Annotated in this window: 13 protein-coding genes and 1 other annotated feature; all 13 genes read left to right on the top strand. The window is 29.9% G+C overall.

Going from position 1 to position 15,629, the window contains the following annotated elements:
- The first annotated feature begins 2 nt into the window (after nucleotides 1-2).
- The 13 genes from T483_RS0106885 (at nucleotide 3) to T483_RS28805 (ending at nucleotide 15,455) form a co-directional block, all read left to right on the top strand.
- Nucleotides 3-1,496, top strand: a complete 1,494-nt coding sequence (locus tag T483_RS0106885; RefSeq protein ID WP_026886191.1) for a VanW family protein — start codon at nucleotides 3-5, stop codon at nucleotides 1,494-1,496.
- A gap of 277 nt (nucleotides 1,497-1,773) precedes the next feature.
- Nucleotides 1,774-2,235, top strand: a complete 462-nt coding sequence (locus T483_RS0106880; protein ID WP_026886190.1) for a tRNA (cytidine(34)-2'-O)-methyltransferase — start codon at nucleotides 1,774-1,776, stop codon at nucleotides 2,233-2,235.
- Nucleotides 2,236-2,255: 20 nt separating this feature from the next.
- A complete protein-coding gene (locus T483_RS0106875) occupies nucleotides 2,256-3,092 on the top strand; it encodes a DegV family protein (RefSeq protein ID WP_026886189.1) in 837 nt (278 codons plus the stop codon).
- A 244-nt stretch (nucleotides 3,093-3,336) separates the two neighbouring features.
- Nucleotides 3,337-4,728: an RNA polymerase factor sigma-54 gene (gene rpoN, locus T483_RS0106870; RefSeq protein WP_026886188.1), complete on the top strand. Its 1,392-nt coding sequence runs from the start codon at nucleotides 3,337-3,339 to the stop codon at nucleotides 4,726-4,728.
- A 376-nt stretch (nucleotides 4,729-5,104) separates the two neighbouring features.
- Complete coding sequence (locus tag T483_RS0106865) at nucleotides 5,105-6,166, top strand: sugar-binding transcriptional regulator (protein WP_080696936.1); 1,062 nt, start codon at nucleotides 5,105-5,107, stop codon at nucleotides 6,164-6,166.
- A gap of 71 nt (nucleotides 6,167-6,237) precedes the next feature.
- Nucleotides 6,238-7,239 carry a type I glyceraldehyde-3-phosphate dehydrogenase gene (gene gap, locus T483_RS0106860; RefSeq protein ID WP_026886186.1) on the top strand — a complete coding sequence of 334 codons (1,002 nt, stop codon included), beginning with the start codon at nucleotides 6,238-6,240 and terminating at the stop codon, nucleotides 7,237-7,239.
- A 136-nt stretch (nucleotides 7,240-7,375) separates the two neighbouring features.
- Nucleotides 7,376-8,551: a phosphoglycerate kinase gene (locus tag T483_RS0106855; RefSeq protein WP_026886185.1), complete on the top strand. Its 1,176-nt coding sequence runs from the start codon at nucleotides 7,376-7,378 to the stop codon at nucleotides 8,549-8,551.
- 435 nt (nucleotides 8,552-8,986) lie between these two features.
- On the top strand, nucleotides 8,987-9,733 hold the full coding sequence (tpiA, locus tag T483_RS0106850) for a triose-phosphate isomerase (protein ID WP_026886184.1): 747 nt from the start codon (nucleotides 8,987-8,989) through the stop codon (nucleotides 9,731-9,733).
- Nucleotides 9,734-10,062: 329 nt separating this feature from the next.
- Entirely contained in the window at nucleotides 10,063-11,601 is a 1,539-nt protein-coding gene (gene gpmI, locus T483_RS0106845; RefSeq protein ID WP_026886183.1) for a 2,3-bisphosphoglycerate-independent phosphoglycerate mutase, read from the top strand.
- 279 nt (nucleotides 11,602-11,880) lie between these two features.
- Nucleotides 11,881-12,486, top strand: coding sequence for a protein kinase (locus T483_RS0106840; protein WP_026886182.1), 606 nt, complete (start codon nucleotides 11,881-11,883; stop codon nucleotides 12,484-12,486).
- Between the two features lie 428 nt (nucleotides 12,487-12,914).
- Complete coding sequence (gene eno, locus T483_RS0106835; RefSeq protein ID WP_026886181.1) at nucleotides 12,915-14,207, top strand: phosphopyruvate hydratase; 1,293 nt, start codon at nucleotides 12,915-12,917, stop codon at nucleotides 14,205-14,207.
- 218 nt (nucleotides 14,208-14,425) lie between these two features.
- Complete coding sequence (secG, locus tag T483_RS0106830; protein ID WP_026886180.1) at nucleotides 14,426-14,659, top strand: preprotein translocase subunit SecG; 234 nt, start codon at nucleotides 14,426-14,428, stop codon at nucleotides 14,657-14,659.
- A gap of 278 nt (nucleotides 14,660-14,937) precedes the next feature.
- Nucleotides 14,938-15,177, top strand: a binding site (T-box leader).
- Between the two features lie 125 nt (nucleotides 15,178-15,302).
- Nucleotides 15,303-15,455 (top strand): YezD family protein, encoded by a 153-nt coding sequence (locus tag T483_RS28805; protein ID WP_035790066.1) that lies wholly within the window; start codon nucleotides 15,303-15,305, stop codon nucleotides 15,453-15,455.
- Nucleotides 15,456-15,629 lie beyond the last annotated feature (174 nt).

The following is a 15,629-nucleotide window of genomic DNA, read 5'->3' as shown; positions in this document are numbered from 1 at the left end:
GAGTGGAAAAAGGTACCGGCAAAAGAGTAAAAGCTTCTAAAAAGATTTATAGTAAACAGAAGAAAATTATGCTCGCAATATTTACATTAGTTATGGTAGGAGCTGCTGCACTAATTGCATACTCAATAGCTATAAAAGATATAGTTAAGGAGTTGGATGATAAAATATATCCGGGAGTAACTGTACAAGACGTAAATATTGGAGGAATGACTAAAGAAGAAGCTAAAAATAAGCTTACCGAAACATTTGCAACATCTATAGAAAATAAAAAGTTGCCTATTAAAATAGAGGACAAACAATATGAACTTATTTATTCTGATATTAATCCTAAATATGATATAGATGGAACTGTGGAAGAAGCGTATAAGTTTGGAAAAAGGGATGGAGTTTTAAGCAGATATATAAGTATAAAGAGTAGCAAAGGAAAGAATATTCCTATCGAATTTTCTTATAATGAAGAAAAGCTAAAGGAATATGAGGAAAAACTCCAAATAGCTGTTAATCAATCAGCTACAGATGCAACAATTAGTATACAGAAGAATAATATTATAGTTAAACCAGAAACAGAAGGAAAAACGGTTAATTTAGATACATTAGATCAGAAATTAAAGGAAAACATAAATGGAGATATTAATTCTGAAAATTCGGTATCAATGGATTTGGAAGTAACAAAACCCAAAGTAACTCAAGAAGATCTATCTAAGATAAAAGGTGTAATGGGTACTTTTTCATCAAGTTATGCCACATCTCCGGAAGGAAGATGCAATAACATAGAGATCGCTACTTCAGCAATAAACGGAACAATAGTTATGCCAGGAGAAATATTTAGTTTTAACGATGTTGTTGGACCTAGAACAGCTGAAAGAGGTTACAAGGAAGCTGGAACATATGTTGGAGATAAAATAGAGCCTGGAATTGGTGGTGGAATATGTCAAGTATCGACCACTATTTATAGAACTGCGATGAAAGCTAATTTAAGAGCTATTGAAAGAACCAATCATTCTATGGCTGTTGGCTATGCACAACCTGGGCTTGATGCTACTGTATCTTATGGATATTTAGATTATAAATTTAAAAACATCTATGATTTTCCTATATATATTCAAGGGAATACTTCAGGTAAAGTAGTAACGTATAGTATATATGGTGATCCTAGTGCTCTAAATGGAAGAACATACGATATGGCAAGTGAAATTCTTGAAACAATACCACCAGAAACAAAAGTAGTTGATGATAGCAGTTTACCAGAGGGACAAGAAGTAACGGAAGGTGCAGGAATGACTGGTTATAAAGCAAGAGCATATCAGATTACTTATGAAAATGGAGCGGAAGTAAATAGAGAAGTCGTATCAACAGATACTTATGCGAGTGTAGGAATAGTAGTTAAAAAAGGAACACAACCTGTAAATGGGTCTCAGCAGGCGGAGCCTACAGCAGAATTACCTGCAACTCAACCACCTGTAGCAGAGCCACCTGTAGCTCAACCAACACAATAGACGACAAATTAAATACTTATAAAAAACTCAAAGCATATTTTCTTTAGGAATCATTTAGATAAATTAAAGAAAGTATGCTTGAATTTTATTTAAGATCTAAATAGCTCATAATAAGATATTTAATAATTCACTAATTAAGGCCCGCAATAATATATCTTTGTGTTAAAATGCCTTTCTATGATTATGTAATTATTACTTTTGACTTGTTCTAAACCATATAGTATAATTTTAAATTAAAGTGAATTAATTTTTGTACAAAATAGGAGAAGGTGACGTTTTGAATTTAAATATAGTATTATATGAACCGGAGATACCTCAGAATACTGGAAATATTGCAAGAACTTGTGTTTTAACAGGTAGTAAGCTACATTTAATAAAGCCTCTAGGATTCGAAATAAATGAAAAGCAAGTGAGAAGAGCGGGGTTAGATTATTGGAAAGATTTAAGTCTGGAAATACACGAGAGTTATGAGGAATTTCTGAAAAAATATGGTGATAAAACAATATATTTATCAACCACACATGGAGAAACACATTTCGATGAAATTTCCTTCAAAGAAGGGGATTTTATAATGTTTGGAAGAGAATCTAGCGGAGTTCCTGAAGATGTTCATAATAGGCATATTGGATTTAGAGTTCCAATGATAAAATCAAGTACTAGAAGTTTAAATTTATCTAATACAGTAGCTATAGTGGCTTACGAAGCTTTAAGGCAGGTAGGATTTCCTAATATGAAATAATTGAAGAGGAATGAAGATATATGGAAAAGATAAAAATTGTAACAGATAGCACTGCTGATTTACCAAAAGAAATATATGAGAAATACGATATAGAAGTTTTACCATTATTGATAAACTTTGGTGAAGAAAGTTATCTAGATGGGGTTGAGATAAATACTAATGAAGTTTTTGAAAGAATTAAAAATGACAATATACTTCCAACTACAGCTCAAGTTACTCCTAATAGATTCGTTGAAATATATAAGAAGTACTTAGCGGAAGGATATAAAATTATATCAATTCATATGTCTTCTGTAATGAGTGGAACATACCAATCGGCATGTATTGCTAAGGAAATGCTGGAAAGCCAAGATATAATCGTTGTTGATTCTCAGAATGTAACAGCGGCTTTAGGGATACTTATATTGAAAGCTGTTAAGCTCAAAAAAGATGGTTATAATATTTTAGAAATAGAAGAAAAATTAAATAACATTAGAAATAAAGTTAAACTTTCAGTTTATTTTGATTCTTTGGAATATCTCGTGAGAGGTGGACGAATTTCAAAAACAGCTGGCATGGTTGGTGGTATGCTTGGAATAAAATTAATACTTGAAATAAAAGATGGCATAATGTCAGTAAAGGATAAAATTAGAGGAAATAAAAAGGCAATTAAAAAAATTATTAGTGATTTGGAAAATGCGGATTTAGATGAAGAAGTACCTGTAATATTGATTGACGTAAACAATATTGAAGTGAAAGAAGCACTTAAGATATATATGAAGGATAATAACGTTAATTTTATTGAATGTCCGGTTGGGTCAACTGTATGCATACATTCTGGGCCTGGGTGCTGCGGATTAGTTTTTTTAAATAAATAATTTTAATCAATGAATAAAAAAATATGCTTTTAGCCGCTGCTTATACTTAATTATAGTTGGTATAAGTAGCATATGAGCATGTTTTTTTATTTATTGTATGAGATTTAATCGATGCAGCTATATATAGTGGACTTGCAATATTTACAGAATACGAGGTATACTAATAGAAAGATATATTACTTTAATAAGTTTAATGAATACGTTTAATTAAAAATAATTTATATAAATTATAAGGAGGAAACTTATGAATTTGGATTATAACATGAAGATGACCCAGGAACAAAGATTAGTGCTTACTCAAAATATGCAGCAATCCATAAAGCTTTTACAAATGTCTCTTCATGATTTGAGAGAATATATTGATAATGAATATTCAGAAAATCCAGTGTTAGAGGTTAATGAGGAAATAAGTTCATACGATGACGAACAGATGAACAAAGACGTTAATATAGAGGATAAATATGACCATAAAAAATTAGTTGAAGAATTATACGCTGATAATTATAAGGATAGATCAGAAACAAATTATTCTAATGAAGAAGTTTCGCCATTAAATTTTATTGAGAAAAAAGTATCACTAAAAGAATACCTACAAGAGCAGTTGATTGAGGCTGATATAGATCAATATATGTTAAATATATGTAGTTATATTGTTGAATCATTAGACTATAGAGGTTATTTAGAAATATCAACACGAGAACTTTCAGAAGAATTGAATATCTCTGAAGAGATAGTTAATAAGGCGTTAGAAGCAGTACAAGCGTTGGAACCATATGGAATAGGTGCTAGGAATATCAAGGAATGTCTACTTATTCAGAGTTCAAAATTGAATATTTTAGATGGTATAATAGAGAAAATAATTTTGAATCATTTAGAAAATATTGCAGAAAACAAATATGAAGTAGTGGCAAAGGATCTTAATATAAATCCAAGAGAAGCTCAAAGATATGGTGATTTAATAAAGAAATTGGAACCTAAACCTTCAAGAGGCTTTTACACAGGAGAAGAGGTCAATTATATAATTCCTGATGCTGAGATTAAGAATGTTGATGGTGAATTTTTTATCTTGATGAATGAGAGTGTTTTACCAAGACTTATGATAAATAAAACATATAGGGATGTTTTACGTAATAATCAAGATTCTGAAACCAATACTTATGTTAAAGAAAAAATTAATCAGGCGATTTTTTTAATTAAATCAATAGAGCAAAGAAAAAATACATTATATAAGGTGTTAGAAAGTGTTGTTGAAAAGCAAAAGGACTTTTTTAAGTTTGGAAGACAATATATAAAACCTTTAACATTAAAAGAAGTTGCAGAAATAATTAATCTTCATGAATCTACTGTAAGCAGAGCAATTAAAGATAAATATGTTTTAACAAGCTATGGAACAATTAAAATAAAAGATTTATTTGCAAGTGGGTTATCCTCAAACAATAATGAAGATATGGCTACTTCAAAAATAAAAAATGAAATAAAGAAAATAATAAATGAAGAGAATAAGAGTAAGCCTTTATCAGATCAAATAATAAGTTCTATGTTAGTAGAAAAAAATATGAATATATCTAGAAGAACTGTCGCAAAATATAGAGAAGAATTAGGTATTAAATCATCTTCTGCGAGGAAGAGATTATAAAACATAAAACTTTCATGAAATAATTAGTTTTAAATTTTAATATTAAATGCAATTGTGAATCTTCAATTACAGTTTAAGCTCATATGAATTTTGAGTATAGCAAGATATAAACTTCATATTTGATTTCACAGTAATTGAAAATTTACAGTTGATAGAGTGGTTCTTGAACTTTAAAATATTACTTCACATAACTATTATTAAGAGCAGTAAGGTTAAAAATGAAATCCTGTATAAAATTAGAAAAAAGTTTGCTAATAATTTATTTTGTTAGAGTTTTTTTGTTTTTTTTGAAATATTATAAAAAAAGTTTTAGTAAAGGCTTTAAAATTTTATAAAGGTGTTTTATAATAATAGATGTGGGACATAATGAAATGATATGGGACGCGTAGTGACCAAAGGAGTGTTTGAGTTGCAGGAAATATTAGAATTACAAAAGAAGATAGTTCCTGAGCTTGTAAATACATTAGAGAAAAGGTATAACGTACTCAGAACAATCTTTCATAATCAACCTATAGGACGAAGAGTACTTGCTGATATGCTAAATGTTGGCGAAAGAACAGTTAGAACAGAAATAGGTTTTTTAAAGGAACAAGGTTTAATTGAGATAAATACTTCTGGAATGACAGTTACAAGTGAAGGCGTGGAGATTATACACAAACTAAATGATTTTATTCATGAAATAAAAGGTCTTTCAGAAGTTGAAAAGAAAATACAATCTTCTCTTAACTTAAAAAAAGTGATCATAGTCCCAGGAGATGTAGAAGAGAATCCTTTGGTTTTAAAGGATTTGGGAAAAGCGTGTGCTAATTATGTTAAAGATGTACTAAAGAATAATTCCATTATAGCATTAACAGGAGGAAGCACTTTAAAAGAAGTTGTAGAAGCTTTTCCAAGAATAACAAATTTATCACAGATACAAGTAGTACCAGCAAGAGGTGGGATGGGTAAAAAAGTTGAAACCCAAGCTAATACATTAGCAGCCACTTTGGCAAAGAAGTTAAACGGTACTTATAAGATGCTTCATATCTCGGAAAATTTGAGCTTAGATATAATAGGTACCTTGCTTAAAGAAGAAGCAGTAAAAGTTGTTATAGATACTATACATAAGGCAGATGTACTTATCTATGGTATAGGTAATGCGGTGCAGATGGCTAGAAAAAGAGGAGTACCACAGCAAGAAATTGATAATTTAATTAACAATGGAGCTGTCGGAGAAGCATTTGGATGTTATTTCAATAAAGATTCGAAAATAATCTCAGAAACTACCGCAATTGGAATTAAAATTAATGAAGCAAGAAAAATAAAAACACATATTGCAGTAGCAGGTGGGAAAAATAAAGTCGAGTCAATTATTGCAACTGAATATAACGATAATGATGGTGTTTTAGTTACAGATGAGGCAGCAGCCAAAGGAATATTAAGTAAACTAAACAGTTAAATTCAGTTATTAAATTAGTTTGTAAAATTTATTTTTATAAAAAAGAAAAGCATTATTAGGAGGTAATTGTAATGGTAAACGTAGCAATTAATGGTTTTGGAAGAATAGGAAGATTAGCTTTAAGATTAATGATCAACAACCCTGAATTTAATGTGGTTGCAATCAATGACTTAACAGATGCTAAAATGTTAGCTCACTTATTTAAATATGATTCAGCTCAAGGAAGATTCGATGGAGAAATCGAAGTTAAAGAAGGAGCTTTCGTAGTTAATGGAAAGGAAATTAAGGTTACTGCTGATGCTAAGCCTGAAAACTTACCATGGGGAGAATTAAAAGTAGATATCGTTTTAGAATGTACTGGATTCTTTGCATCAAAGAAATCAGCTTCAGCTCATATTACAGCTGGTGCTAAGAAGGTTGTTATTTCAGCTCCTGCAGGAAATGATCTACCAACAGTAGTTTACAATGTAAACCACGACATCTTAAAGGCAGAAGATACAGTTATTTCAGGTGCTTCATGTACTACTAACTGTTTAGCTCCAATGGCTAAAGTATTAAGTGATGATTTTGGATTAACAAAAGGTTTCATGACTACAATCCACTCATACACTAACGATCAAAATACTTTAGATGCTCCACACAGAAAAGGTGATTTAAGAAGAGCTAGAGCTGCTGCAGCTTCTATCATTCCTAACTCAACTGGTGCTGCTAAAGCAATCGGATTAGTTATTCCAGAATTAGCTGGAAAATTAGATGGTGGTGCTCAAAGAGTTCCAACAATCACTGGTTCATTAACTGAATTAGTTTGTACTTTATCTAAGAAAGTTACTGTAGATGAAGTTAACGCTGCTATGAAAGCTGCTGCAACTGAATCTTTCGGATATACTGAAGATGAAATAGTTTCTTGCGATATAATCGGAAGCAGCTTCGGTTCATTATTCGATGGTACTCAAACTAAAGTTATGGAAGTTAATGGAGAACAATTAGTTAAAGTAGCTGCTTGGTACGATAACGAAATGTCATACACTAACCAATTAATCAGAACTTTAGGATACTTCGCTAACTTAAAGTAATTAGAACTATATTGAAACATAAAAGCGCAAATTTATGTTAAAGTAAATAAGTCTGGTTTTGTAGTATAAGGCTATAAAGCCAGACTATTTTAAAATAAGGAATAATCAATAAAATAAGTGTCAGAGGTGAAAATAAATGAATTTCAATAAAAAAACAATTGAAGATATCGAAGTAAGTGGAAAAAAAGTATTAGTAAGATGTGACTTTAACGTACCACTTAAAGATGGAGTTATAACTGATGAAAACAGATTAGTAGGAGCTCTTCCAACTATTAAATATTTAGTAGAAAAAGGAGCAAAAGTTATTCTTTGCTCACATTTAGGAAAAGATGCTTCAAAATCACTAGCACCAGTAGCTACAAGATTAAGCGAAATGCTAGGAAAAGAAGTTGTTTTTGCTAGAGATGAAGAAGTTGTTGGTGAAAACGCTAAAAAAGCAGTTGCAGAAATGAAAGATGGAGACATCGTTTTATTAGAAAACACAAGATGCAGAAAAGAAGAAACTAAGAATATTCCAGAATTCTCTAAAGAATTAGCTTCATTAGCTGATGTATTTGTTAATGACGCGTTTGGAACAGCTCATAGAGCTCACTGCTCAACTGTTGGTGTAACTGATTACTTAGATACAGCTGTATGTGGATACCTAATTCAAAAAGAATTAAAATTCTTAGGAGATGCAGTTGAAAGTCCAGTAAAACCTTTCGTTGCTATCTTAGGTGGAGCAAAAGTTTCTGATAAGATTGCTGTTATAAACAATCTTTTAGATAAAGTTAACACAATCATTATTGGTGGAGGAATGGCTTATACATTCTTAAAAGCTCAAGGATATGAAATAGGAACTTCTTTAGTTGAAGAAGATAGACTTGGCTATGCTAAGGAAATGGTTGCTAAGGCTGCTGAAAAAGGTGTTAAATTCTTATTACCAGTAGACCATAGAGTTGCTGCAGAATTTAAAGATGTAGAAGCTACAGTAACAGAAGATCAAAATATTCCAGCAGGAAGCATGGGATTAGATATCGGACCAAAGACAGAGACTTTATATGCGGATGCAATTAAAGATGCTAAGACTGTAATTTGGAATGGACCAATGGGAGTATTCGAATTTGAAAACTACAATAAAGGAACAATTGCAGTAGCTAAAGCTATGGCTGATGCAGATGCTACTACTATAATTGGTGGTGGAGATTCAGCTGCAGCTGTTAACATTTTAGGATTTGGAGATAAGATGACTCACATCTCAACAGGTGGTGGAGCATCATTAGAATTCTTAGAAGGTAAGGTATTGCCAGGAATCGCTGCATTAAATGACTAATTTTAAATAATTAGTTTTGAATAAACAATATTTTCAAAAGAAGTTTATAAGTTTAATTAGATTATAAAGTGAAAATTAATTTAGGTAGTGATTACCCCCTAATGAATTTGAGTTAAAGTTATCCTCAAGAGCATAGAAGTATCTCTTATATTTAAGTATTTGAGTACTAAAAATGCAGGTAATTGGGATAAGTCCTTCAAAAAATTAGGAATATATATTCAAAAAAAGATAATAAATTATTTTTTGGGAAGCAAGTTCGACGGGATTTGATGAATCCAAGGCCAAGGATTCATTCTTAAATATTTAGTTTATCCTTTTTGTAAATATATAATAAGCTTAAGGAAATCTGATCACTTTCCTTAAGCTTATATAAATTCATAATATAATAATATAATTTAATAAATTTCATTAATAAAAAATTATGAGGTGAGTAGAATGAGAAAAGCAATTATCGCAGGAAACTGGAAAATGAATAAAACTGTTGAAGAAGCAGTTAAAATGGTAGAAGAATTAAAATCATTAGTTAAGGATGCTACATGTGATGTAGTTGTATGCCCTACATTTGTATGCTTAGATGCAGTTAAAAAGGCTGTAACTGGTTCAAATATAAAGGTTGCTGCACAAAACATGCATTTTGAAGAAAGTGGAGCTTTTACAGGAGAAGTTTCTCCAGGAATGCTTGAAGCTATGGGAATTGACTATGTTGTTTTAGGACATAGTGAAAGAAGAGAGTACTTCAATGAGACTGATGAAGCATTAAATAAGAAAGTTAAAAAAGCTTTCGAACATAATATTATTCCAATTCTTTGTTGTGGAGAATCTTTAGAACAAAGAGAAAATGGAACTACTAATCAAGTTATTGAAGCACAAATCAAAGCTGATATAGCTGGATTAACTAATGATCAAGTAGAAAAACTTGTTATAGCTTATGAACCAATATGGGCAATTGGAACAGGTAAAACTGCTACTGATGAACAAGCAAATGAAACAATTAAAGCAATAAGAGCAATGGTTGCTGAAATGTATGGATCAGAATCAGCTGAAAAAACAAGAATTCAATATGGTGGATCAGTTAAACCAAATACAATAAAAGCACAAATGGAAATGTCTGATATAGACGGAGCATTAGTTGGTGGAGCTAGCTTAGTTCCAGCTGATTTCGCTGCAATAGTTAATTATTAGTATTAAATTTTTTAAGCTGTCTTAGAATGACGAAAATCGCACTAAGACAGCTTTTTTTAGGTAAATAATAATTTAATATTAAAGTAATTCATAAAATGTTTATATTATAATAACATAAATTGGCTTTCAATGTTTATAAAGTTGCATTAAGTGTAAAAAAATAATATAATTTAAGATATTAATAGTATGTAAAACATAATAAATGATAATATTTAATATTATATATTTACGACAAATCAATTTATTTAGTTAATTTACAGATATTAATTTATTAAAGAAGTTTAGGAATTTTATAGTATAATTTTTGAAAGTATTTGGAGGGATAGGAAATGTCAAAAAAACCTGTTATGTTAATGATATTAGATGGTTTTGGAATTGCACCAAAATCAGAAGGAAATGCTGTAACTTTAGCAAAAAAACCAAATTTAGATAAACTATTCGGAAAATACCCAACTTCACAATTGCAAGCTAGTGGTTTAGCTGTTGGATTGCCAGAAGGACAAATGGGTAATTCGGAAGTTGGTCACTTAAATATCGGATCGGGTAGAATAGTGTACCAAGAATTAACTAGAATCACAAAAGCAATTGCTGATAGAGATTTTTTTGAGAACGAATCACTAAGATTAGCCATGACTAATGCGAAGAAGACAGGATCATCTTTACATTTAATGGGCTTATTATCAGATGGTGGAGTTCATTCACATATAGAGCATTTAAGAGGTCTGTTAGAATTCGCTAAGAAAGAAGAAGTTCAAAATGTTTATCTTCATGCATTTATGGATGGAAGAGATGTACCACCTTCATCAGGACAAGAATTCATTGAAAAGACTGAAAAGATGATGTCTGAAATAGGAGTAGGTAAGATTGCAACTGTAAGTGGTAGATACTATGCAATGGATAGAGATAACAGATGGGAAAGAGTTGAACTTGCATATAATGCATTAGTTTTAGGAAAAGGTGAAATTGCAAATAGCGCAGTTGAGGCTATAGAAAAATCATATCATGATAATAAAACTGATGAGTTTGTATTACCAACAGTTGTAACTGAAAATGGTAATCCAACTGCAAACATTAAAAATGGAGATTCAGTTATATTCTTCAACTTTAGACCAGATAGAGCAAGAGAAATAACTAGAGCTATTAATGATAAAGAATTTGCAGGATTTAAGAGAGAAACTCTAAATCTTACTTTTGTAACAATGACTCAATATGATAAAACTTTAGAAGGAGTTAATGTTGCATATACTCCTCAAACTTTAAGTAATACTCTTGGAGAATATATAAGTAATAAGGGATTAAATCAATTAAGAATAGCAGAGACTGAAAAATATGCTCATGTTACTTTCTTCTTTAACGGTGGAGTAGAGAAAGAAAATCCAGGTGAAGACAGAAAAGTTATACCTTCACCAAAGGTTGCAACTTATGATTTGAAACCAGAAATGAGTGCGTATGAAGTAACAGATGAATTACTAAATAGATTAGATAGTGATAAATATGATATGGTAATTCTAAATTTTGCGAATCCAGATATGGTAGGTCATACGGGAGTTGTTGAGGCTGCGGTTAAAGCAATTGAAGCAGTTGATGAATGTGTAGGAAAGATTGCAGATAAGATTTTAGAAAAGGATGGATGTCTATTTATCACTGCGGATCATGGTAATGCTGAAACTATGATAGATTTTTCAACAGGAAATCCATATACAGCACATACTACACATGAAGTACCATTTATTTGGGTAGCAAATGATACTGAAGATAAGAAATTAAGTAACGGAAAACTTGCTGATATTGCTCCAACAATGTTAGTTCAATTAGGACTTGAAGTTCCTACAGAAATGACTGGAGAAAATCTAATAGTAAATAAGTAATTTTAATTAATAAAAAACTGCTTGGAATAATTTAAATTATTTCAAGCAGTTTTTTATTTTAGAAAAATATATGTTTGCAGTAATGAACTTATATTTAAAATTTTAGTAAGCCAAGTCTTTAATTAAGAAAAAATGCAGAGATTTTATTGCAATATATAATAAACATAAATTTGATCAGATAAGTTAAGAAAAATAAGATTTTAAAGAAGGATTTGATTAGAATTGCATAAAATAAATGTAAAATTAATATATTAGTAAAAAAGATTTAGGATTGATAATATGAAAAAGAATTTTGCATACTCTGCTGATTTTGATGAAAATACAGAAAAATTATTTAGAGAAGCTAATTATCTAGGTGAGGGACACAATGGTGTAGTTTATGAGTTACCAAATAACAAGGTCATCAAAATATTTTTAAGAAAAAAGGTATGTAACGATGAAGGTAGCATTCTTGCTAAAACTAATGGATCAAGATACTTTCCTTATATGTATAAAAAGGGGAAATTCTATGTAATAAGAGACTTAGTTGATGGAATAAGGCTTGATAAGCATATAAAGGAAAATGGGCTAAGTGAAAGATTAGTTAGAAACATATATGAATTATTATTAGAGTTCAAGAGACTTAAATTTAAAAAATTGGATATTAGATGTAAAGATGTTTATGTTTCAGAGGATGAAAAACTTATGATAATAGATCCTAAAAAAGCATATAGTAGAAAGGTTGATTATCCACGACACTTAATGAAGGGACTAGGCAAAGTTGGTGTGTTAGATGAATTTTTTGCAGGAATAAAGGAAATAGATGCAAAGAAAGCGGCATCATGGGAATTAAAATTTAGAAGATACTGTGGGTCAAATAATCTATCAATATTGGATGATGATTAGATATGTAAAAGTACAGGTTTGAAGGAACTCAAAATGAATATTTAATATAATGATTTTTCAGGTAAATGCTATAAACATCATAATGTTATTATCATTTTGAGTAAGCTTCTAACGCTGTTAATATAAAGAGATGTTACTTTAAATAATATAGTACTATATTAATAAGCATTATATTGATTAAGTAAATTGATAAACTATTAATCTGAGAAGAGATAGATTAAATTATGTAAGCTTGATTTTGTATCCCACTAATATTGTATAAGTGAGTTTTATATTTACATAAAAAATAATATGAATATTCCTAAATTGTTTTACCAATAATATTATGGTAAATGAAATAAAAAAGCTTTTTATTTAGTAAATTATGTATTATAATTATATTGATAACAGTTCTCAGTATAATTATAAAAATGAGGAGGTAATATTAAATGAAAGATTATTTAGAAATTGTAGATGTGGTTGCAAGACAAATTTTAGACTCAAGATGTTTTCCTACAGTGGAGGTAGAAATATATTTAGAAGATGGAACAGTTGGAAGAGCAGCAGTACCATCAGGGGCTTCAACAGGAATGTACGAAGCAGTGGAATTAAGAGATGGTGACAAAGATAAATTTTTAGGAAAAGGCGTTTTAAATGCAATTAAAAATGTAAATGAAATTATTGCAGAAGAATTAATTGGAAGCAATGTATTTGAACAAACTTATATTGATAAAATGCTGATTGAATTAGATGGAACAAATAATAAGAGTAAGCTTGGAGCTAATGCCATCTTAGGAGTTTCATTAGCTGTGGCAAATGCAGCAGCAAATGCATTAGATATGCCTTTATATAGATATATAGGTGGAGTTAATTCAAAAGTATTACCAGTGCCTATGATGAATATACTAAATGGTGGATCACATGCTGACAACTCTGTAGACTTACAAGAATTTATGATTATGCCAGCAGGAGCGCCTACATTTAGTGAAGCTTTAAGAATGTGTGCTGAAGTTTATCATACATTAAAGAAAATTTTAAATGATAAAGGTTACTCAACTGGTATTGGTGATGAAGGTGGATTTGCACCAAACTTAAAATCAAATCAAGAAGCTCTTGATGTAATAATTGAAGCGGTAGATAAAGCAGGATATAAGGCAGGAGAAGAAATCTTTATAGCAATTGATGCAGCTTCATCAGAATATTATAAAGATGGTAAATATGTATTAGAGCATGAGGGAAGGACATTAACATCAGCAGAAATGGTTGATTTCTTTGAAGATTGGGTTAATAAATATCCAATTATCTCAATTGAAGATGGTATGGCAGAAGAAGATTGGGAAGGTTGGAAGCTTATAACTGAAAGATTAGGAAAGAAAGTTCAGTTAGTTGGTGATGATTTATTTGTTACTAATACTGAAAGACTTGAAAAAGGTATTGAACTTGGTGTAGCTAATTCAATCCTTATTAAATTAAATCAAATAGGTACATTAACAGAAACATTAAATGCTATAGAAATGGCAAATAGAGCTGGATATACAGCAGTTGTTTCTCATAGGTCCGGAGAGACAGAAGATACAACTATAGCTGATCTAGTTGTAGCTGTAAATGCAGGTCAAATAAAGACTGGAGCACCAGCTAGATCTGAAAGAGTTGCTAAGTATAATCAATTGTTAAGAATTGAAGAAGAGCTAGATGAGGTTGCTGAGTATAGAGGAAGAAAAGCTTTCTTTAATATAAAATAAATTATTATTAAGGATAATTTTTAAAATAAAAGTTATCCTGCTAAAGAATAGTTGTAATAAAGTTTATTGGAAAAAGTTATGGGAATTTATTTCTTATAACTTTTTCTAGATTATAAATAATTTAATCTTGATGTAATTTTTGTTACATAAGTTGTAATAAGTAAATAAATGTGATATTATTAAACTTATGTTATTGATCATTATAGGAGGTGTTACCTATGCAAAATATATTATTAATTTTTGAGGGAATATTGGGTTTAGCTATCATTTTAGTTATTTATATGCAACCTAGTAAGGCTGATGCTTTAAGTGGTTTAATACAAGGAGCTACAAAAGATACGTTCTTTTCAAAAAATAAGTCAAGGACTAAAGAAGTGATTCTTGTGAGATTAACAGTTATTTTTATGGCATTGTTTGCAGTTAATACAGTTTTATTAAATTTAGTAAAATAATAACTATAAGCTACTTTATTTTAGGTAGCTTTTTTTGCGCTTAAAATTATATTATTTTCATTCGATTACAAAAATAATTTTATATATAGGCTGTGTTGTATATTTATTGAATAAAATAAGTTGAAAATACAGTTGTTTTTATAGAGTGAGTATCTTAATGATAAAAAATATAAATCTATATTGACTAACTACAACTATATGGAATATAATTAAATAAAAATAAATCATAGTAATTTAATAGGAATAATATGAATAAAAATTAATATAATTATAAAAAGATTAAAGCTATGAAGGGAAGAAGTAAGTTAGTGGAAATTTTTTAGAGAGGAATTCTCAAAAGGCTGGGAGGAATTCTAAATTGAACCTAATTGAATGCATCCTGGAGCACTAAGCTGAAAATGGAAGTAGGCTTAGCGGGTGTGCCTGATATAGCACATAGAGATGTTATGGAATAAAAATGCACTTAAGCATTAAGGATAACAATCAGAGTGGAACCGCGGAAATTTTCTGCCTCTGTTTTTTTGCAGAGGTATTTTATTTTTTTAGAAGAAATTTATATGCCAAATTTTTATGGGAAATATATGATTTGTAAATAATTATATATAGATAATTTGTATATATATCAAATTGTGGAGGGGATTATATGGCTATTAATAGTAAAGAAATTGTAGAAAATAAAAAGCTAGAGGAAATACTAAAGATGGTTGAAAAAATAAGGTTTGGATCAATAACATTAATAATACAGGATGGAGTAGTAATACAGGTGGACAAGAACGAAAAAATAAGAATGAGATAAGTACTTTAGTTTACATCTAGACGAGTATACATTATAAAGCTAAAGATTAATGAGAACTACAAGTATAATAAACTTAAAAAGATGTTGACAAATTCTAATTTAGGGAATATATTATATAAAAACACAGCAATCTTATATGAATAAGAGGATATGGAAAAGAATAATATCTAAAGA

The organism is Clostridium beijerinckii HUN142 (assembly GCF_000621745.1).
GTDB classification, from domain to species: domain Bacteria; phylum Bacillota; class Clostridia; order Clostridiales; family Clostridiaceae; genus Clostridium; species Clostridium beijerinckii_A.
The sequence above is the reverse complement of the archived record's forward strand: the minus strand, read 5'-3'. Positions and strand labels throughout refer to the sequence as shown.